This window comes from Niabella sp. CPT15-335-S11 (genome assembly GCF_058792415.1).
Map to the genome: position 1 here is coordinate 510919 of NZ_JBYTEI010000002.1, position 19093 is coordinate 530011.

A 19093-nucleotide genomic window follows, 5' to 3' on the forward strand; every position below is an offset into this window, starting at 1 on the left:
TGCCCGCAAAAATAGGAATAAACCCCTCATAGTGAACAGGCATCCAGGTATTAATAAATTTTTACAAATCAGACGTTTCCAAAAAGAATTACTCCTTCATCAGATGATCGTAGATGATCCTGGAGATCCGGGCCAGTTTACGGGTTATTTCTTCCGGCTTCTCGTTTTCGAACCGTGACAAAAGCACCAATACATATCTTCTGCCATCAGGCAGGAAAACGATCCCCGAATCGTGCTCGTGCCCTGATATAGAACCGGTCTTATGGGCAACACGCACCGTTTGCGGCAGGAGCGCCGGTATGATCTCGTTGAACTGCTGGCCCTGCAGGATGCTGATCATTTCTTCACTGGCACGTTTGCTGACCAGTTCGCCTGATGCCATTTTACTGTAGAACAACATCAACCCACGGGCTGTAACGGTATTACTTAGCCCCTTTTCATAGGCTTTAATATCTTCCACACCCCGGAGCACATCGATACCAGGGATTCCCGCATCCTGCAGGGAATTCATGACATTTTCCGCGCCGATTTTTTGCAGCAGGAGGTTTGTGGCCAGGTTGCTGCTCCTGGTAATCATCGCCACAGCCAGGTTGTGAACCGTTTCATGTTTCCCAACTTTTTTATAAAGCTCCTGCTCTCCGTCACTCGCCGCATCAAGGGTGTAGCTGCTGCCGTCCACGATGCTGTGGAAGCTGTTTGTCACGGATATTGAATCCTCCGGTGAAAGTTTGCCGGCTTCCTGTTGCCGGAAGATTTCCATTAAAACCGGTGCTTTAAATGTACTGGCGGCATGAAAGCCTTTTTTGGAATTTATCAGGATGGTCTTTCCATTTTGCAGATCTTTGAAAGCAAGCCCCAGCACGGTGCCGGGCATGTCAAACTCCTTCGTGATCTGCCGGTGCACGACATGGTACCCTTTTTGGGTTGCGCAACCGGCAAGCATGTAAGCAATCAAGATAAATAGCCAGCGTTTCTTCATCATCGGAAATGATCGTTTCGATCCCAAAAATATCGAATTTGAGGTCTCAACGCCCGGTTTCCAAATTTAATAAATGAACACCCCTGCTAAACCGCTGAAAATGATCGTCCAAAAAAAGCGTCCGCGGGCGGACGCCTTCTACGTTTGAAGGAGCGGGCTATCTACCAACCCCTGCTCAAAACGTCACAAATGAAATCCACGTGCTCTACCCGCATCTTTGTGTGCAAAGGCAGCACCAGGTATTTGTCTTCCAGGGCATCCATATTCGGAAACTGGTCGTACTGGCGGCCGCCAAATATGGTATAGCGGTCGTTCCGGTAATGTACCTGTGAGCTCTCTATACCATGTTCCCTCAAATAACGCTGCAGATCGGACCTGCGATCAGCCAAGATGGTCATCATCCAGGCGGCGTGCACTTTTTCGGTTTCATCTGCTCCGATGACCTGGATATCGCCGTTATTCTTTAGGAGTGTATTATATCTTGCGAACAGCCTGCGTCGTAGAGAAAAGGTCTCATTAAAATCCTCCAATGCTGCCAGACCCATCGAAGCTGCAATATCAGTCATCTGATATTTATAACCGATCTCAGTAATATCGTTTTCCCAGTGACCGTTTTGTTTTGCTGTACGGTCAATGCCAAACCACCTGATCCGGTCGCCTTTCGGCGCTAACGAATGGTCTTTGATCATCAGCATACCACCATCTCCCGTGGTAATATGTTTAATAGCCTGGAACGAAAACATCGTAAAATCACTGATATCACCTATGAAATTGCCCTTATATTGGGCACCCAGGGCATGAGCGGCATCCTCTATAACCTTCAGATCATATTCCCGGGCAAGGGCGTGCAGTTCATCCAGGTTACAGGGTAGCCCGCCGTAGTGCACGCAGACGATCGCCTTCGTTTTTGGGGTGATCAACCGCCGGACATGATCGACATCTATATTCAGTGTATCGGCCTCCACATCGGCGAAGACGATCTTCACACCCATGTAAAGAAAAGGAATATTGGTCGCCGTACAGGTAAACACTGGCGCGATCACTTCGTCACCCGGTTCTAATCCACTTAAAATATATGCCAGGTGTAAGGCGTCTGTACCCGATCCAACCGCCAGCGCCCTGCAGGTAGGGCCAAACCGGTGGCTGAATTTTTTTTCGAATTCGTTTACCCGGGGACCCTGGCCAATCCAGCGGGAGTCTAAGGTTTCGGCTACATATTTTTTTGCGTTCTTGCCGATGTGCGGATGAAACAAAACAATACCCTCATTGGTTTGCATGAGTGGCAATTCATCCATCGGCTTGTTGAAAGCTAATGGTTGCATAAAAGTTTTTCGGTTTTAGTTTAGTTATGCTTTCCTACCTCATTGACCCCAACTTCGCGTTACAAGTAGAAGTGGCACCCAGAAATATGAAAAGCTTTTATATTTGGAGCAAAAACAGTATGAGCCCAATTCAATACCATTCTTACCCAATCAAAAATAAAGATAATATTAAATTCTCAATTCTGATTCCAAGCTGGAATAATTTGTCCATTTTAAAAATAACCATCGAAAGCCTTCTTAAAAACTCCGACTACCCTCATCAGATCATTGTGCACGTTAACGAGGGACAGGACGGCACAGCAGCCTGGCTGGCCGAAAAAGGCATTTCGCATACTATTTCAGAAAAGAATGTCGGCGTCTGTTATGGATTTAATATCCCCTCTGCCCTGGCAATCAGCGATTATGTTGTGCTGTCTGACGACGATAATTATTTCTGTCCCGGATGGGACGGGCACCTGTTGGACGAAATTCAGCGGCAGCCAGACAACCAGTTTTGCCTGTCGGGCACAATCATTGAAAGATTTGAAACCGGCAACAAATGTGTCATTGCACCCTATGATTTTGGATCCGATGAACATACATTCAGGGAGGATGACCTGCTTGCCCAATTCGATAAAATTCCGTTTGAAGACTGGAAAGGTTCCAGTTGGTATCCGCTTGTACTGCACAGATACACCTGGGCCGCGATTGGCGGACTGAGCATCGAATTCACACCGGGCATGTGGAGCGATCCCGACTTTATGATCAAGTTATGGCATTTCGGGATCAGGAGATTTAAGGGAATTGCCGCTTCCCGGGTGTACCATTTCATGAGCAAGACGACCAGCAGGATCAGGAAAAATAACGGCAGAAAAACCTTCCTGCTCAAATGGGGGGTATCCAGCCATGCCTTCATGAGCCGGATCCTGAACCTGGGCAGGAAGGAAAGCAATAGTACTAGCATCAGGAATGCGCGAACCCTGAAACACCGGCTCAAATCCAGATTGTTGCAACCGGATAATATTTTAGACACCAGACTATAAAAGTCATATTTCAGATATTAGTTGATCTTCCGCAAGACGCAGAATATGACATAAATACGAATTCATGATTGAAATACAATCATTTCGCAAAAAATATTAAGTTGCTTTTTTGATTTGAATAAATATTGGTTTATCTTTAGGTCAGTTAATGAAATTGCTTTACTGACTTGCTTACATAAGAATCCGGACCGGTGAAAATGTGAAGTTTAGATAATTAATAAAAACTCGACATTATGAAACGGTTATGTTACTCACCCCAGCAGGGAAGAGACAAAAATGGATCTTCCTGGTTTTTGGTTTCAATCCTTCCTTTAAGACTACTCTGTTTCCTGACCATCATTCTTGCCGTGCCTGTGTTCCTGCTGTCCTGCAGGTCAGATCATCATAAGGAACTTTCGGGCAAAGAACTTCAGAAAGCAAAGGACTCCATTATGGCAACGATTGAGAGAGAAACCCGTTCCTTCTTTTCCAGGGACTATTACACCTGGCGATCAACCTTTGCACAGAAGGATTACGACTTCCAGGCCTGGAGCAACAAGGACGGCACCTTCGATGCCAGCGTAGGTTGGGATGGTATCGATAATACCGTCGGCCGATATATTCATGACAACCCCGAACCTCAATCCAGCCACCCTGTGGTAGAAAGGAAAAATATTAAATTTAAATTTTATGGAACCAACGTGGCCTACCTTACCTGGGATCAGTTCAACAGCACCCGGGAGGGAACCATGTTCTACCACAGCAAGGAACTCAGATTGATGGAGAGCGTTGATAACAATTGGAAGATCGTAGCAGTAGCAGCTTTCTGGGATTATCCCAACATGATCTCAGGAAATAAGCTGCCGGACATCGAAAAAATGGACAAGGAAAGCAGGGGGTCCGCTACGGAAAAACTTCAGTAACCCTATCTGACCATTACATTGTCTTTAGACGAATCTTGTTCTAAAAACCTGAGAAAACTTTCCCGCGGAATCATCCTCGCCCCCATACTCTCCAGGTATTCTGAATAGACCTGACAATCGATCAGCTGGACTCCTTCATTTTGCAACACAGCCATGTAGCAGGCCATCGCAATCCGGGAAGCCTGGCTTTCCAGGCTGAACATGCTCTCCCCAAAAAATACTTTCCCAATCCTCACACCATAAAGTCCGCCTACAAGTCTCCCTTGCTTCCAAACCTCCGCACTGTGTGCAAATCCAAGCCGGTGAAGTTCCTGGTAGGCTGATTTCATATTGTCCGTAATCCAGGTGCCAGCCTGACCCGGCCGAAGCACCTTCTGGCAATATCCAATTACCTGCTCAAAGACTTTATTGACTGTAAACTCAAAAGTATTTTTGCGAAGCGCTGATTTCAGGCTTTTACTTCGTCTGAACTCCGCGGGGAAAAGCACAAAACGGGGATCAGGACTCCACCACAGCACCGGCGGCGTGTCAAACCAGGGGAATATTCCGGAGCGATAGGCCATCAACAACCGTTCGGGTGACAAATCTCCCCCGAGAGCTATCAGTCCGTCAGGATCTGCGAGATTAACAGGCGGAAAATAAAGTGAATCATCCAGCGCAAAGACAGACATAAGCTCCCTGAATTAACTTAATTTATAACAGGCTAAGACACTACTTCCTCTACAGTAGCCTGAATACCGCGATCGAGTATCGCATCGCACATGGGTCTCAAGTCTTCATAGGTCCCTTCCTTCACGGCGTATTTTCCCTGGAAATGGATGAACAGTGAACATTGTTCGGCCTGCTCAAAGCTGTGTCCGCAAATATCCATCAGGGTTTCTATCACCCACTCGAAGGTGTTCACCTCATCATTCCAGACGATCAGTTGACAGGAAGAAGCCGTTGCTGTCATTGTATCCAGCTCCTCGCGTTTTTCAATATGTGTGCCCGGTTGAGCCATTATTCAATCTACAAAGATACAATTTTTAAAAAATAGCTGTGTTTGCTCACAAATTCCCGCGCCACAAATCTGCCTCACCCCTAAAAGGCCCCTCACGATTTGTCTCCAAATATGTAATAGCTAACCAAAAGTGCAAAACCCAAGCTGTTGAGACGAAAGTTATGAAATTGTGAAAATTTGTTTGTATTCCTCAGGCAGTTGCGCAATTCTTCAGCTAAACTGACTCGAAAACTGCCAATCTAAGATTTGAGGAAACCCCGATGTTCCGATAGATATCCAAAGAAACTTTATCTTTACCCGTTATATCCGGTATAAATTTAAATTTTCAACCCGAAGCGATTAAAAATTTCAACCTGAATTTTGCCCGAATCGCATCGCGTTAAATCCTAAAAGAAATTAGTAACGGATCCTGACTATTGACGGGGTAACGCCCGGGTAATGCATATAAATCATGAAGTTTTGACAAAAAATGGCAAATAATAATTTTGACGCGATTGTAATTGGAAGCGGAATCACAGGCGGCTGGGCGGCAAAAGAATTGACAGAGAAAGGTTTGAAGACGATCATGCTGGAGCGCGGCCGGAATATTGAGCATATCAAAGACTATGTAAACGCCAACAAAAACCCCTGGGACTTCCCGCACCGGGGAAGGGCCACTGAACAAATGCGCAAAGACTATCCCGTGCTTAAACGGGATTACACCCTCAATGAAACCAACCTGGATTTTTGGGTAAATGAAAAAGAATGTCCCTATGTGGAGACAAAAAGGTTTGACTGGTACCGCGGTTACCAGGTAGGCGGCAGATCATTGACCTGGGGAAGGCATTCCTACCGGCATAGCGATTTTGATTTTGAAGCAAACCTGAAAGAAGGCATTGGGGTCGATTGGCCCATTCGTTACAGAGATATAGACCACTGGTACGGCTACGTTGAAAAATTTGCGGGCATTAACGGCACCAAAGAAAATTTTCCCGGTTTCCCCGATGGCGAGTATATGCCACCCATGGAAATGAATTGCGTGGAAAAGGATGTGGCAGACCGAATACGGAAGGCTTATGGCGGAAAAAGGATCATGACCACCGGTCGTACCGCCAATATCACCGAGCCCCTCCCCGGCCGGATTAAATGCCAGTACCGCAACAAATGCTGGCTGGGATGCCCGTTTGGCGCATACTTCAGCACACAATCATCCACCCTGCCCGCGGCGGTGGCTACCGGTAACCTGACATTAAGGCCATTTTCTATCGTGACCCAAATTCTCTACGATCCGGGAACGAAAAAGGCAAAAGGCGTTGAAGTGCTTGATGCAGAAACCAATCAGACTTACCAATATTTCGCCAAGGTGATCTTCCTTTGCGCATCCACGCTGAACTCAACCTGGGTGCTGATGAATTCGGCTACGAATATCTGGGCGGGCGGATTGGGCAGCAGCTCCGGCGAACTCGGCCATAACCTGATGGACCACCACCTCAAGTGCGGGGCAAAAGGACATGCCGAAGGTTTCGAGGATAAATACTATTTCGGGGCCAAACCCAATGGCATTTATATCCCCAGATTCAGGAATATTCTGGGCGACAAGCGACCCTACCTCCGTGGCTTTGGATACCAGGGAAGCGCCAGTAGACAGGGATGGCAGCGGGCGGTGGCGGAGCTTTCTATCGGTAAAGAGATGAAAGATGCGCTGATCGATCCCGGACCCTGGACGATGGGTATCGGGGGCTTTGGCGAGACCCTCCCCTACCATGAAAACAAAGTGACGCTGGACAGTAAAACAAAAGATAAATGGGGTCTGCCTGTATTGAATATTGACGCGGAAATCAAAGAGAATGAAATCGCCATGCGGAAGGATATGGTGGCCGATGCCGCTGAAATGCTCGAAAAGGCTGGCCTGAAGAATATCGAAACCTATGACAATGGTTATGGGTTCGGGCAGGGAATCCACGAGATGGGCACCGCGAGAATGGGCCGTGATCCTAAAACCTCCGTGCTCAATGGCAACAACCAGGTATGGGATTGCAAAAATGTGTTTGTGACGGACGGTTCCTGCATGACAAGCGCAGCCTGCGTAAACCCTTCGCTGACCTACATGGCGCTGACAGCCAGGGCCGCAGAATTTGCCGTTAACGAATTGAAAAAAAGAAATCTTTGAGCAGCATGAACAGGAGACAAGCCGTACAACGCGTAGCCCTTTTGCTGGGCGGCACTATACTGGGATCAGAATTATTTATCCAAACGGGATGCAAACCGAAATCCGGAGCAAACCCTGCGGGGCCATTCTTCACGGAAAAGGAAATCGGCTTGCTGGACGAAATCGCAGAAACCATTATTCCACGGACAGACACGCCAGGCGCGAAAGACGCCAAGGTCGGCGAATTTATCCAGGTGATGGTGCGGGATTGTTACAATGAAGGTGATCAAAAGGTTTTCCGAGAGGGCATGACGACGATCGACCGGCTGAGCCATGAACAGTTCAGCCATGGATTCATGAAAATCACACCCGATCAACGGACGCAATTACTGACCCAACTGGATAATGAACAAAAATCTTATCAAAAAAATAAACAGAAAGGTCAACCCGCGCACTATTTCAGGATGATGAAGGAGCTGACGCTACTCGGGTTTTTCTCATCAGAACCCGGCGCTACAAAAGTGCTTCGCTATGCCGCGGTTCCCGGTCGATATGATCCCTGTTTGCCTTATCACAAGGGTGATAGAGCCTGGTACTGATTATACGCTACATCTGGCCGGGCGTTTAGAAAGATAACGAGCTGATCATGCGCTATTATAAAAAATGGATTTAACTCTTTTGGAAGTCACATTTTTATTTTAGTTGATGAAAAACAAACAAACCTGTTGATGAAAAAAAACTTGAACCCATTCAGCATTCAACCCGTCCTTGAGAATGAAAAAGCAGTCCTTTACCCGTTGCGGGAAGAGGATTTCGATGAACTATTCGCGGTAGCCTCTGATCCGAAAATCTGGGAACAACATCCCAATAAAGATCGATGGAAAAAAGACGTCTTCAAAACCTTCTTCGAAGGCGCGATGCAGAGCCAGGGAGCCTTTAAGATTGTGGACAAAGTTTCAGGAAAAGTCATCGGCAGCACCCGGATCTATGATTATGACGGGCAGGAAAGCAGGATCCTCATTGGTTATACATTTTATGACCGGTCCAGTTGGGGTATGGGATTTAATCCGGCCGTTAAGGCAACCATGCTGGATTATCTGTTTCAGTTTGTCAACGGCGTTCATTTTCATATCGGCGCCGATAATATCCGCTCCCAGATCGCCATTAGTCGCCTCGGCGCTAAAAAGATCGGCGAACAGGAAGTCACCTATTTCGGCGAAACACCTAAGCTTAATTTCGTGTATGAGATCCAAAAGGACGACTGGAAAGAACCGACGGTAGTATTGGAGCCTTAAGGAAATAACTCTTGATCATCCAATAAAATATCACCAGATGGTGGCTTTATTCACCATCCATCAGTTCGCTTAGTTCGAGCCATCTCAATTCCTTCTCATCAATTAAACCGGTCAGTTCCGCCACCCGGTGCGACCATTTTTCAAGGTCTTCGAAAGGAATGTCAGCTTGGTTCAGCTTATCAAGCAAATCGGATTTTTCGCTGTTCAGCGTAGCAAGATCTTTCTCCAACAATTCAAATTCCCGCTTGTCTTTGAAGGAAACCCGCTTATCCCGCTTTTGCACTATTTTCTCCGCAACCTGTACCGTCGCAGCTTCTGCAGGTTCCGTAGCTTCTGCTTTAAACTCCTGCCGGTACTGCGAATAGTTTCCAGGAAAATCCCGGACCACGCCCCCACCCTCAAAAACAAACAAATGATCTACGATCCGGTCCATGAAAAAACGGTCGTGCGAAACAATCACCAGGCAACCCGGAAACTCACTTAAGAAATTTTCCAGCACCTGCAGGGTCGGCAGATCCAGGTCGTTGGTGGGCTCATCCAGGATCAAAAAATTCGGATTGCGGAACAATATCGACAACAGGTGCAACCGACGCTTTTCGCCACCACTCAGTTTACTGATATAGGTATATTGCTGGTCAGGCTCAAACAAAAACAGTTGCAGAAACTGCGAAGCGCTCAGGCTACCTCCTTTTTCCAACGGAAAATTTTCAGCAATATTCTTCACGAATTCAATCACCCGCATGTCTTCTTTCACCTCAAGACCCTGTTGCGAATAATGCCCGAAGATAACCGTATCCCCAACGTTGACCTTGCCGCTATCCGCTTGCTGGATCCCCTGGAGGATATGGATAAAAGTTGACTTCCCCGTGCCGTTCTTGCCAATAATCCCGATTCGTTCGCCTTTCTTGAAAGTATAATCGAATCCTTTTAGTATGACAGTCTCTCCCCAGGACTTATTGACCTTCTTCATCTCCAGCACTTTCCCACCCAGGCGGCTCATCTTCATCTGAAGCTGCAGGTTATTATCAGACAGTTTTTGTCCCGCTTTTTTCTCAACTTCGTAAAACTGGTTTTCCCTGCTTTTAGATTTGGTGGTCCGGGCGCGCGGTTGTTTGCGCATCCACTCCAGCTCGCGCCGGTACAGGTTTTTAGCCCGATGAATACCCGCGGCGGTCTGTTCGATCCTGGCCGCTTTTTTTGTCAGGAAGTTTTCATAGTCACCATCATGCAGGTATAATGAACCGTCTTCGATCTCCCAGATCGTGGCACTGACATTATCCAGAAAATACCGGTCGTGGGTCACCAACACCAGCGTCAGGCTTTTTCTGGTCAGGAAATATTCCAGCCATTCCACCATCTCTAAGTCGAGGTGGTTGGTGGGCTCATCCATGATCAGCAAAACCTGTTTATTCAGAAACTCAAGATCGATCAATACCCTGGCCAGCGCTACACGCTTTTTTTGTCCGCCGCTAAGCTCGCCGGCAAGCTGCTGCAGGTTATGAATGCGAAGCCGGCCCAAAACCTGTTTGACCTTCGAATCAAAATCCCAGGCTTGCAGTTCATCCATCCTGATCAGTGCAGGTGATATTATTTCGGGATCGCCGCTTTCGAGCGCCGATTCATAGGTTTTGATGGCTTCAATCACCGGGTTATTATGATAAAAAATATTCTCAGCCACCGGCTTGTCTTCTAGCAATACCGGCTCCTGATCGAAAAGAACCACATGAACATCTTTATGAATCCAAAGTTTGCCTTCATCGGGAAACTCCCTGCCCGCCAGGATTTTCAGCAGGGTTGATTTCCCCGTACCGTTTCGCGCTACCACGGCAATCTTGTCGCCTTCTTCAATATTGAAGCTGATACCCGAAAACAAGGGTTTTATGCCATAACTCTTACTCAAACCTTCTGCAGAAACATAATGCATCCGGCAAAAATAGGCCTGAATCCTTCAGGATGCGAAAAGAATCCCCGAGGATACTAAAGAATCCGTCAGGACACGAATAGAATCTTTCAGGATGTTAAAATTGAACCCTTAAAACCTGTCCACTATTTTTCAGCTTTTGAGGGGAATCTGAGCCTCTTAATAGCTTTGACTATTTCAAACCAGATCACGAACACAAAACCTGCCAGTACACTGACGCTCAACTGATAGAAATTCAGGTGTTCAAATTTGAAGAATCCAGTCAGCGGATCCACATAAATCAACAGGATGGTAATGGCGATTGTCACCCCAATGATAAGTGGCACCAGGGAATTCTTATAAAACAGCGTCCTGATGACCGAGTAATAGAACGAACGATTGACCAGGGTCAGGAATACGTTCGAAGAAATCAACGTAGTAAATACCATTGTCCGGGTAAGATCTTCGTTCCAACCATTGCTGATGGCAAACTGGTAGACCAGCAATGATCCGGCGGTGATCATCAGTCCCTGAATGATGCTGGTGATCAGTTCCTTCGAATTAAAAAAAGTACTGGTAAGAGGCCGTGGGGGCTGCACCATTAAGTTGGGTTCCATCGGTTCGTTTTCATAGATAATAGAACAGGTCGGGCCCATGATCAGCTCCAGGAAGATCACATGAACCGGCGTAAAAATATTCGGATAGATCCATCCCAGCGCCAGGGGTAAAAATACAGTAAGGATGATCGGGATATGAATGGAAATAATATATTGAATGGCCTTTTTCAGGTTGGTATAGATTTTCCGGCCCATCGCGACCGCATCAACCATTTTAGAGAGATCATCGTCGGCCAGAACGATGGAAGCGGCTGATTTAGCTATTTCACTACCTTTTTTACCCATGGCCACACCGATATGGGCGGCTTTCAGCGCGGGGCCATCGTTGACGCCGTCACCGGTCATCGCCACGATCTCATTTTGTGCTTTAAGGGCATTGATGATCCGAAGTTTTGCTTCAGGGAACATCCTGCTGAAGATCTGAATATCCTCTACTTTTTCTTCCAGGGTTGGTTCATCCATCAGCATCAGCGATTCGCCCTGTAAATGCCTGTCAGCGCCCCTGAAGCCGATCTGGCGGGCGATAGCCCTCGTCGTACCTGCGTTATCACCCGTGATTATTTTTACCTGAATACCCGCGTCATAGAAATCGTTCAGTACCTTACTGATGTTCTTCTTAGGGGGGTCATGAAATGCCACCAGTCCCTCGAAGCTGAGCTTAAACTCCTGTTGTTTTTCAGGAAAATTTTCGCCGGGATATTCCGTACTACCCACGCCCAGTACGCGGTATCCTTCAGTTGCCAGATCATGCACAACCTCGTGCACCCGGTCCTTTTCACTTTCTGATAAAGTAGATATTTTCACGATAGCTTCTGGCGCGCCTTTAGCCGCGATGATCCGCTTTGAGGCATCGTTTTCGAAAATATGTGTCATCATGGGCGGCTTTCCCCCAATCGGATATTCGTGGATCATTTTAAAAGCCGGTCGCTCATCTACATCAAAATATTCGCGGTACTTGTCGTGCAGCGCTATTTCCATCGGATCAAAGGGAATCGGCTCACTGGCCCACATGGCAGTGCGGATCAGCGCTTTCCCGTCTTCGGAGAGCTTTCCGTTGGGTTCGATCACCTGATCTGTACTGAAACTATAGATCCGGGAAAGCTGCATTTTGTTCTCCGTGAGGGTCCCGGTTTTGTCGGTGCAAATGACTGTTGCGCTGCCCAGCGTCTCAACGGTCTTCATTTGCTTGACCACAATGCCCATCTTCATCAGGCGCCAGGCGCCCAGGGCCATGAATGTGGTGAAGGCCACGGGTATTTCTTCGGGAAGGACGCTCATAGCCAGAGTGAGGGCTTTCAGCAGACTGTCTAAAATATCACGAGATAGTGAATAATTGATAATCCAGACGATCGTGAAGATCACTGCGCCGATCAGCACCATCATCTTCACGAAATGACTGATCTGACTTTCCAGGGGTGTTTTCCCCTGCTCAATGGATTCAAGGCTCTTCCCGATCTTTCCGAGCTCAGTGCTGTTTCCAACATCCGTTATTTCGATAATGGACAAGCCGCTGGTCACGATGGTACCACCAAACACTTTGTTCTTCCCTTCTGTTAAATCCTTGTAAACCTGCAATGATTCGCCGGTTAAAATTGATTCATTAACACTGAAGTCATTGGATGATAAAATAACGCCGTCAGCAGGCACATAAGTTCCTTCTTCCACTATGACCTGATCTCCAACTACCAGATCCCCACTATCCAGTTCCTGCACGGCGCCGTTGCGAACAACTTTACTTTTAGGGTGGATATATTGTTGCAGTTTTTCAAGTGCCACCCTGCTGCGTGTGTCTTGATAAATAGAAATGACGGCGACCAGAATAATGGCGGCGACCATAAACAGGCTGTCGCCATAGTTGCCCGAAACCAGGTAAACGGCCGCGGCAATAAACAACAGCACAATCATGGGTTCCTTCAGCAAGCTCGTCAAAAATCCCAGAAATTTGTTTTGCTTTTTAAACGACATACGGTTGTATCCGTGTTTCTGCGCGGAAGCCGCCACCGAGGCATCGTCCAGGCCCTCCAGTTCCAAATGTTCAATCAGCATTGTTCTGCGTTAAGATAATAGTATCGAAAATATATATATTTTTATCAAATAAATTCACTTCAAAATGACATTCTTTATCATTTATCCTGCACGGTCTTTCAGCCTCGCTCCAGACATCGTTACTCCTCCTTATTCTTCAGTTTCATCAGCAAGGCATACGCACCCTGAATAACGATCTTTTTATTCTGAAAAGCTGAGTCGTTCTGGATGGCCACATATCCATTTTCATTCATGCCCGTCTGCACCTCCTTCATCTCAAACTTACGGTTGCCAATCACCTCAAAAATATAAAGTTTACCGCCAAAAGTTACGATGGCCGCTTCCTGAAGTGAATTTACTGTTTTTTTATCAAGTTCAACCTCAGCGTTCATGTACATGCCGGGCAAAAGTGACGGATCGTATTTCAGAAACCGGCAATGAACGTCGATTGTTCCCCCGGGTGCAACATCTTTACTGATCAGTTCAATTTTGCAGGGATAACGTTTATTCGGATTATTGTTGGTAAAAGCAGTCAGGTCCTGTCCGATGGCCAATCTGGGCGCATCCCTTTCAAACACTTTCAGGTTGAGATGGATATGGTCCGGATTAATCAGTTCAAACAAGGTTTCAGCGGGGCCAACATATTTCCCAATATTCTGATTCACGCTGCTTACGTATCCGGAAATAGGCGAATATATTTGAGTAATCCTGGAAATATTGCCTGTACTCAGGCGATCGGGGTTAATATTAATCAGGCGCAACTGTTCAGCCAGGGAGCGCATCAGGATCCGCTGGTTGTTGGATTCGGTCCTGGCCTGTTGCATGATCTTGTCGCTGCTGGCCTGACTCAGATTCAGTTCCGACTGACGTTTATATTCCTGTTCCGCTAACTGCCCTTTTGATTTGGCTAATAAGTAATCCTGCTGTAACTGCACGTACTGCTGGTCTTCCAGGGTTCCCAGCACTTGCCCTTTCTTCACGAACATACCCGGCAACAGATGCGTTTGTTTGAGATAACCTCCCAGAGGTGCAGAAACAGAAACCATATTCTGTGGAGGGACATCAATTTTTCCGTTGATCTTTATCACCGACGCAATCTCGCGTTCCTCTAATCCGCCGATGATCACATCCGCATTTTTGTATTGGGCATCAGTAAACTCCACGACGTTTTCAGGCGGCGGGTCTTTTTGAGGCTGAGGATCACTTCCGCCACAACTGATTAAAATCACCATTGAGTGAAATATTACGATTTGTGCCAAAACCCTTAATGCAGGCGACCCCGCTATTGAATGATATTTTTTGTTTATGTCTGAAATTTTCATATCTTTATGAATGGCTGTTAAGGTAATCCAGGTGGATCAGATTCTGGTTGAGCTGATGCAGCAGATCCAGATATCCACTTTGTATAGTAATCGCCTGGTTAATTAGCTGAACATATTCCAGGTAGTTGATCTCGCCCGCGAAAAATTGCCTGTCGGCAGTTGATTGGATCAGCGTGACATTCTTCAGGTATTCTGTTTCATACCTTGTAAGTATTTCCTTTTGTTGCCGGTACTGCAATACGGCAGCGGAACGTTTATTCTCCAATAGTGCCTTTTCTATATTAAACTGATTGACAGCCACCTGTTCATTGATGCGGCTGGCTCTGATGCGCGCTTTTTTTGCAGTATTGAAGATCGGAATACCAAGACCCAACTGAGCGGTATGGAAGCGGGTATTTGCGTCATACCATATTTCGTTGGCCCCCATCCCGCGCATACTGGCATTATTGTATCCCAGCATCAGCGAAGGCAGTAAACCCGACCTTTCCTGCTTCGTCTTTGCCTTTGCAATATCCTGTTGCCTTCTGACCCATTTGAGCACGGGGTGATCCCCGGCACGGAACTGTTCCAGGGGAAATTCCTCCGCGAATCTCAACCTGGTCATAGCCGGAACTACAGGAGATTTTGCATTCAATAACAATTCAAACAAATGGCTGGTGGTGACCAGCTCCTGCCTGACCTGCGTCAGTTGCACTTCCACCACATTTTTCTGTGCCTGAAAAGTGGTTTTCTCCAGCACATTGCTTTCTCCCTTTTGTAATCTCAGCGTCGCCTTTTCCAGCAGGTTGGCATAGAGCGTGTCCAGCCCCACCAGCAACTTCTCCTTTTCTTTCCAGTAAAGCCAGGAATAATAGGTTTCTTTAACGGTCCTCCGCAGCTCCGCCTCTTTCATCGTAACTCCCAGAACGGCCGTTTTCCATTCCTCCGTGAAGACCTGCTTTCGGCGGGCATACACGGCGGGGAAGGCTAGCGTCTGGGAAACGCCAAATTTAGTATCGAAGAACTGGCTGTTGATCTGCCCCCAGTCACTGATCAGATCGGTCGCCGGCAAATCTGTCGCCGATTTTATCAGCGACTTCGCCTCTTCAGTTTTGAGTCGCTCATTATTCAAAGACAGATTATTTTTAATAGCCATGTCGATGGCCTGGTCCAGCGTGACCGATGTTTGCGCACTTATAACACCCATACCTAGGAACAAAACCAGTAGAAGGGACCAAATCATCCGGATGTTTTTCATTCCCGATCCTGATCCGAACCGACGGCATCTTCTTTTCAGACCGACATGAATCAATATAAAATTATTTTTAATATATAATTTTTCTTTCATGATGAACATTTTCGAAGGTCACCAAATTCAGCAACCTGTTATTCTTCTTTCACCTGAGGAATCCTTTTCTTGTATCCCCTTTCAAACATGATATATAACACGGGCAATACGCCAAGCGTAAGCACCGTGGCAACCATCAAACCCCCGATCACGACCGTTGCAAGGGGGCGCTGCACTTCTGCCCCGGCCCCGGTACTCAGCGCCATCGGCAGGAAACCGAGAGAGGCTACTAACGCGGTCATCAAAACCGGTCGCAGCCGGATCTTGGTTCCCATCAGCACAATCCTCCGGAGATCGGTCAGTCCCTCCCGCCGCAGGTTATTAAATTCCGCAATGAGCACGATACCGTTCAGCACAGCAATACCAAACAAAGCAATAAACCCTACTCCGGCGCTTACGCTGAAAGGCATACCGCGTGCAGCAAGCGCCAGCACGCCGCCGATGGCAGACAAGGGAATGGCTGTATAAATCAGCAATCCCTGTTTCAGCGAGTGAAAGGCAAAATATAAAAGAATAAAAATTAATACAAGCGATACCGGAACGGCCACCATCAACCGGTTTTTTGCTTCGTTCAGGTTCTGAAACGATCCGCCGTAGGTAACATAATAGGCAGGCGGTAATTTCAGTTGCGCGTCCACTTTCGCCTGCAGCTCGTTTACCACCGTTTCCACGTCTCTGCCTCGCACGTTAAAACCTACGATAATCCGGCGCTTCGCATCTTCACGCTGTATCTGGTTGGGCCCTTCGCGGATAGCTACCGAAGCCAACTGGTAGAGCGGGATCTGAACACCCGAAGGTGTCGGTATCAGAAGATTCCGGACATCCTCGAGGTTCTTTTTCTCATTGGCGGCCAGCCGCACAACCAGGTCGAAACGCTTTTCATCTTCAAAAAACAGGCCGGCAGACTGACCCGCAAAAGCCGTGTTCACTACCCGGTTCACGTCGGCAATGGATAGGTTGTACTGAGCTATCAGCGGTCTGTTATATTCGATGATGATCTGCGGCATCCCAGTGACCTGTTCCACATATAAGTTTTGCGCTCCGTCCACCGTGGATACGATCCTTCCCAGGCGTTCCGCGTTTGCGGCCAGCGAATCCAGGTTTTCGCCAAATATTTTGCAGACCACATCCTGCCTGGCGCCGGTCATCAATTCGTTGAAACGCATCTGAACCGGGTACTGGAAGCTGGCCGTGATACCAGGAACATCATCCAGCGCCTTCCCCATCGTGTCCGCGAGATCATTGAAAGTTTTCGCCGTGGTCCATTTCTTTTTATCTTTCAGAATAACCATCATATCACTGGCTTCCATGGGCATCGGGTCCGTCGGAACTTCCCCGCTACCGATCTTGGTCACGATCTTTTCAACTTCGGGAAACCGGGTTTTGAGGATATGGGCCGCCTTCTGGGTATATGCTATGGTTGTGGTCAGATTACTTCCCGTCAGCACCCTGGTATCTACAGCAAAATCGCCTTCTTCCAGGGATGGGATAAATTCACCTCCCAGCCTGGAGAGGATAAACAGGGACAAGGCGAATAAAACCAGTGCTGAAGTCACCACCGTCCCCGGATACCGCAACGTTTTGGTGAGGGCTTTCTGATAGACCTTCCCTACTTTTTCCATGAAGCGGTCTGAAAAATTTTTACCCGGGTTTAATTTTTTACTTAGCACCAGGGTGCTCATCATCGGGATATAGGTCAGGGACAGGAAAAAAGCGCCGATCAATGCGAAAGCTACTGTTTGAGCCATCGGTTTGAACATTTTTCCCTCGATGCCCTCCAGCGTAAGAATGGGCAGGTAAACGATCAGAATAATGATTTGTCCGAACACGGCACTGTTCATCATTTTACTGGCCGAAATTTTCACTTCACCGTCCATTTTTTCCTGATCCAATTTCACCAGGCCGTGAAAATGCCTGGTATGTGTGAGTCGGTGCATCACTGCTTCGACAATAATAACTGCCCCATCCACAATCAATCCGAAGTCGAGCGCACCCAGGCTCATCAGGTTACCACTGACCCCAAAAGTATTCATCATGATAATGGCGAATAACATAGCCAGCGGTATAACAGAGGCCACCAGCAAACCTGCCCTTAAGTTACCCAGGAAAAGGACCAGCACAAAAACAACGATCAGCGCTCCTTCAGCAAGGTTTTTTTCTACTGTACTGATGGCATTGTTAACCATTTTGGTCCGGTCCAGGAAAGGTTCAATCTCAACCCCCTCAGGTAGCAGTTTTCGAATTTGTTCAACTTTCGCCTTTACATTTTTTATAACCTGGCTGCTATTAGCGCCTTTCAGCATCATTACAATGGCACCGGCAACCTCGCCTTCATCATTGTAACACATAGCGCCATAACGGGTTGCAAATCCCTCGCGCACGTCGGCCACGTCCCGGATGTAGAGCGGGGTTCCGGAGCTGGTGCTTTTAATGGCGATATTCTGCACATCAGCAATGCTGCCGATCAAACCTTCGGTTCTGATGAACAGCACCGTAGGGCCTTTTTCGATATAAGCCCCACCGGTATTCTGATTATTATTTTCGAGGGCGGTAAAAACGTCATGAATGGTGATATTATACGCGTTCAGGCGGTTGGCGTACACGGCAACGGTATATTGCTTCAGTTTCCCGCCAAAACTGCTCACTTCGGCAACGCCTTTCACGCCAAGCAGTTGTCGCCTGATGATCCAATCCTGCACGGTTCTGAGTGAAGTGGCGTCATAACGATGTTCATATCCCGGCTTTGGTCTCACCACATACTGGTAAATTTCTCCCAATCCGGTACTGATCGGGCCCAGTTCAGGCGTCCCGATGCCCGCCGGGATCTGTGACTGAACAAGCTGCAACCGCTCACTCACCTGCTGCCTTGCCCAATAAATATCGGTTGCGTCATCAAATACGATGGTAACCAGGGAAAGGCCGAAACGGGAAAAGCTCCTGATCTCTTTGAGCCCCGGGATATTACTATTCGCCTGTTCTATCGGGAAAGTAATGAGCCTTTCGATATCGGAGGCCCCCAGTGCGGGTGCCACTGTTATTACCTGCACCTGGTTATTTGTGATATCCGGTACCGCGTCAATCGGCAACTTGGTTGTTTCATAAACCCCAAACGCAACCAGGGCAAGGGTTAATAAGCCGATGATTAATTTGTTCTTAATGGAAAACTCTATAATCCTTGTCAGCATAGTACATACTTCTTCCTTACTTTGTCAATTTTAAATTCTTACAATGTATCGGAGACTGAGGCTGATGAA

14 protein-coding genes are annotated in these 19093 nt (G+C 47.3%); 5 read left to right on the top strand and 9 right to left on the bottom strand.

What is annotated here, in order from left to right; translation table 11 throughout:
- Positions 1-88 precede the first annotated feature (88 nt).
- Together AC3WS5_RS08690 and AC3WS5_RS08695 are read right to left on the bottom strand one after the other, a co-directional pair.
- Complete coding sequence (locus AC3WS5_RS08690) at positions 89-1006, bottom strand: serine hydrolase (protein ID WP_492466908.1); 918 nt, start codon at positions 1004-1006, stop codon at positions 89-91.
- 134 nt (positions 1007-1140) lie between these two features.
- On the bottom strand, positions 1141-2301 hold the full coding sequence (locus tag AC3WS5_RS08695; RefSeq protein ID WP_492466909.1) for a DegT/DnrJ/EryC1/StrS family aminotransferase: 1161 nt from the start codon (positions 2299-2301) through the stop codon (positions 1141-1143).
- A gap of 119 nt (positions 2302-2420) precedes the next feature.
- On the opposite strand from AC3WS5_RS08695, the gene AC3WS5_RS08700 reads away from it, so the two are divergent.
- Positions 2421-3323 (top strand): glycosyltransferase family 2 protein, encoded by a 903-nt coding sequence (locus tag AC3WS5_RS08700; protein WP_492466910.1) that lies wholly within the window; start codon positions 2421-2423, stop codon positions 3321-3323.
- A 233-nt stretch (positions 3324-3556) separates the two neighbouring features.
- Positions 3557-4225 (top strand): hypothetical protein, encoded by a 669-nt coding sequence (locus tag AC3WS5_RS08705; protein ID WP_492466911.1) that lies wholly within the window; start codon positions 3557-3559, stop codon positions 4223-4225.
- Between the two features lie 2 nt (positions 4226-4227).
- Here the strand turns inward: AC3WS5_RS08705 and aat are convergent, their stop codons facing one another.
- Together aat and AC3WS5_RS08715 are read right to left on the bottom strand one after the other, a co-directional pair.
- Entirely contained in the window at positions 4228-4896 is a 669-nt protein-coding gene (aat, locus tag AC3WS5_RS08710) for a leucyl/phenylalanyl-tRNA--protein transferase (RefSeq protein ID WP_492466912.1), read from the bottom strand.
- Between the two features lie 32 nt (positions 4897-4928).
- A complete protein-coding gene (locus AC3WS5_RS08715; RefSeq protein WP_492466913.1) occupies positions 4929-5225 on the bottom strand; it encodes an ATP-dependent Clp protease adaptor ClpS in 297 nt (98 codons plus the stop codon).
- 469 nt (positions 5226-5694) lie between these two features.
- On the opposite strand from AC3WS5_RS08715, the gene AC3WS5_RS08720 reads away from it, so the two are divergent.
- From AC3WS5_RS08720 to AC3WS5_RS08730, 3 genes are all read left to right on the top strand, one after another.
- Positions 5695-7374, top strand: a complete 1680-nt coding sequence (locus tag AC3WS5_RS08720; protein WP_492466914.1) for a GMC oxidoreductase — start codon at positions 5695-5697, stop codon at positions 7372-7374.
- A gap of 5 nt (positions 7375-7379) precedes the next feature.
- Positions 7380-7952, top strand: a complete 573-nt coding sequence (locus AC3WS5_RS08725) for a gluconate 2-dehydrogenase subunit 3 family protein (RefSeq protein ID WP_492466915.1) — start codon at positions 7380-7382, stop codon at positions 7950-7952.
- Positions 7953-8081: 129 nt separating this feature from the next.
- Complete coding sequence (locus tag AC3WS5_RS08730; RefSeq protein WP_492466916.1) at positions 8082-8648, top strand: GNAT family N-acetyltransferase; 567 nt, start codon at positions 8082-8084, stop codon at positions 8646-8648.
- Positions 8649-8694: 46 nt separating this feature from the next.
- On the opposite strand, the gene AC3WS5_RS08735 is transcribed toward AC3WS5_RS08730, so the two are convergent.
- The 5 genes from AC3WS5_RS08735 to AC3WS5_RS08755 all read right to left on the bottom strand — a co-directional run bounded on the left by AC3WS5_RS08735 (position 8695) and on the right by AC3WS5_RS08755 (position 19024).
- Positions 8695-10572, bottom strand: a complete 1878-nt coding sequence (locus tag AC3WS5_RS08735) for an ABC-F family ATP-binding cassette domain-containing protein (protein WP_492466917.1) — start codon at positions 10570-10572, stop codon at positions 8695-8697.
- A gap of 122 nt (positions 10573-10694) precedes the next feature.
- Positions 10695-13211 (bottom strand): cation-translocating P-type ATPase, encoded by a 2517-nt coding sequence (locus AC3WS5_RS08740; RefSeq protein WP_492466918.1) that lies wholly within the window; start codon positions 13209-13211, stop codon positions 10695-10697.
- A 119-nt stretch (positions 13212-13330) separates the two neighbouring features.
- Positions 13331-14422 (bottom strand): efflux RND transporter periplasmic adaptor subunit, encoded by a 1092-nt coding sequence (locus tag AC3WS5_RS08745; protein WP_492466919.1) that lies wholly within the window; start codon positions 14420-14422, stop codon positions 13331-13333.
- Between the two features lie 94 nt (positions 14423-14516).
- Complete coding sequence (locus AC3WS5_RS08750) at positions 14517-15734, bottom strand: TolC family protein (RefSeq protein WP_492466920.1); 1218 nt, start codon at positions 15732-15734, stop codon at positions 14517-14519.
- Positions 15735-15877: 143 nt separating this feature from the next.
- Positions 15878-19024, bottom strand: coding sequence for an efflux RND transporter permease subunit (locus tag AC3WS5_RS08755; protein WP_492466921.1), 3147 nt, complete (start codon positions 19022-19024; stop codon positions 15878-15880).
- Positions 19025-19093 lie beyond the last annotated feature (69 nt).

Coding starts and splice junctions, on each gene's coding strand:
- AC3WS5_RS08725 (WP_492466915.1), top strand. CDS start 7,380: ATGAACAGGAGACAAGCCGTACAACGCGTAGCCCTTTTGCTGGGCGGC.
- AC3WS5_RS08695 (WP_492466909.1), bottom strand. CDS start 2,301: ATGCAACCATTAGCTTTCAACAAGCCGATGGATGAATTGCCACTCATG.
- AC3WS5_RS08730 (WP_492466916.1), top strand. CDS start 8,082: ATGAAAAAAAACTTGAACCCATTCAGCATTCAACCCGTCCTTGAGAAT.
- AC3WS5_RS08715 (WP_492466913.1), bottom strand. CDS start 5,225: ATGGCTCAACCGGGCACACATATTGAAAAACGCGAGGAGCTGGATACA.
- AC3WS5_RS08735 (WP_492466917.1), bottom strand. CDS start 10,572: ATGCATTATGTTTCTGCAGAAGGTTTGAGTAAGAGTTATGGCATAAAA.
- AC3WS5_RS08745 (WP_492466919.1), bottom strand. CDS start 14,422: ATGGTGATTTTAATCAGTTGTGGCGGAAGTGATCCTCAGCCTCAAAAA.
- AC3WS5_RS08750 (WP_492466920.1), bottom strand. CDS start 15,734: ATGATTTGGTCCCTTCTACTGGTTTTGTTCCTAGGTATGGGTGTTATA.
- AC3WS5_RS08755 (WP_492466921.1), bottom strand. CDS start 19,024: ATGCTGACAAGGATTATAGAGTTTTCCATTAAGAACAAATTAATCATC.
- aat (WP_492466912.1), bottom strand. CDS start 4,896: ATGTCTGTCTTTGCGCTGGATGATTCACTTTATTTTCCGCCTGTTAAT.
- AC3WS5_RS08700 (WP_492466910.1), top strand. CDS start 2,421: ATGAGCCCAATTCAATACCATTCTTACCCAATCAAAAATAAAGATAAT.
- AC3WS5_RS08740 (WP_492466918.1), bottom strand. CDS start 13,211: ATGCTGATTGAACATTTGGAACTGGAGGGCCTGGACGATGCCTCGGTG.
- AC3WS5_RS08720 (WP_492466914.1), top strand. CDS start 5,695: ATGGCAAATAATAATTTTGACGCGATTGTAATTGGAAGCGGAATCACA.
- AC3WS5_RS08705 (WP_492466911.1), top strand. CDS start 3,557: ATGAAACGGTTATGTTACTCACCCCAGCAGGGAAGAGACAAAAATGGA.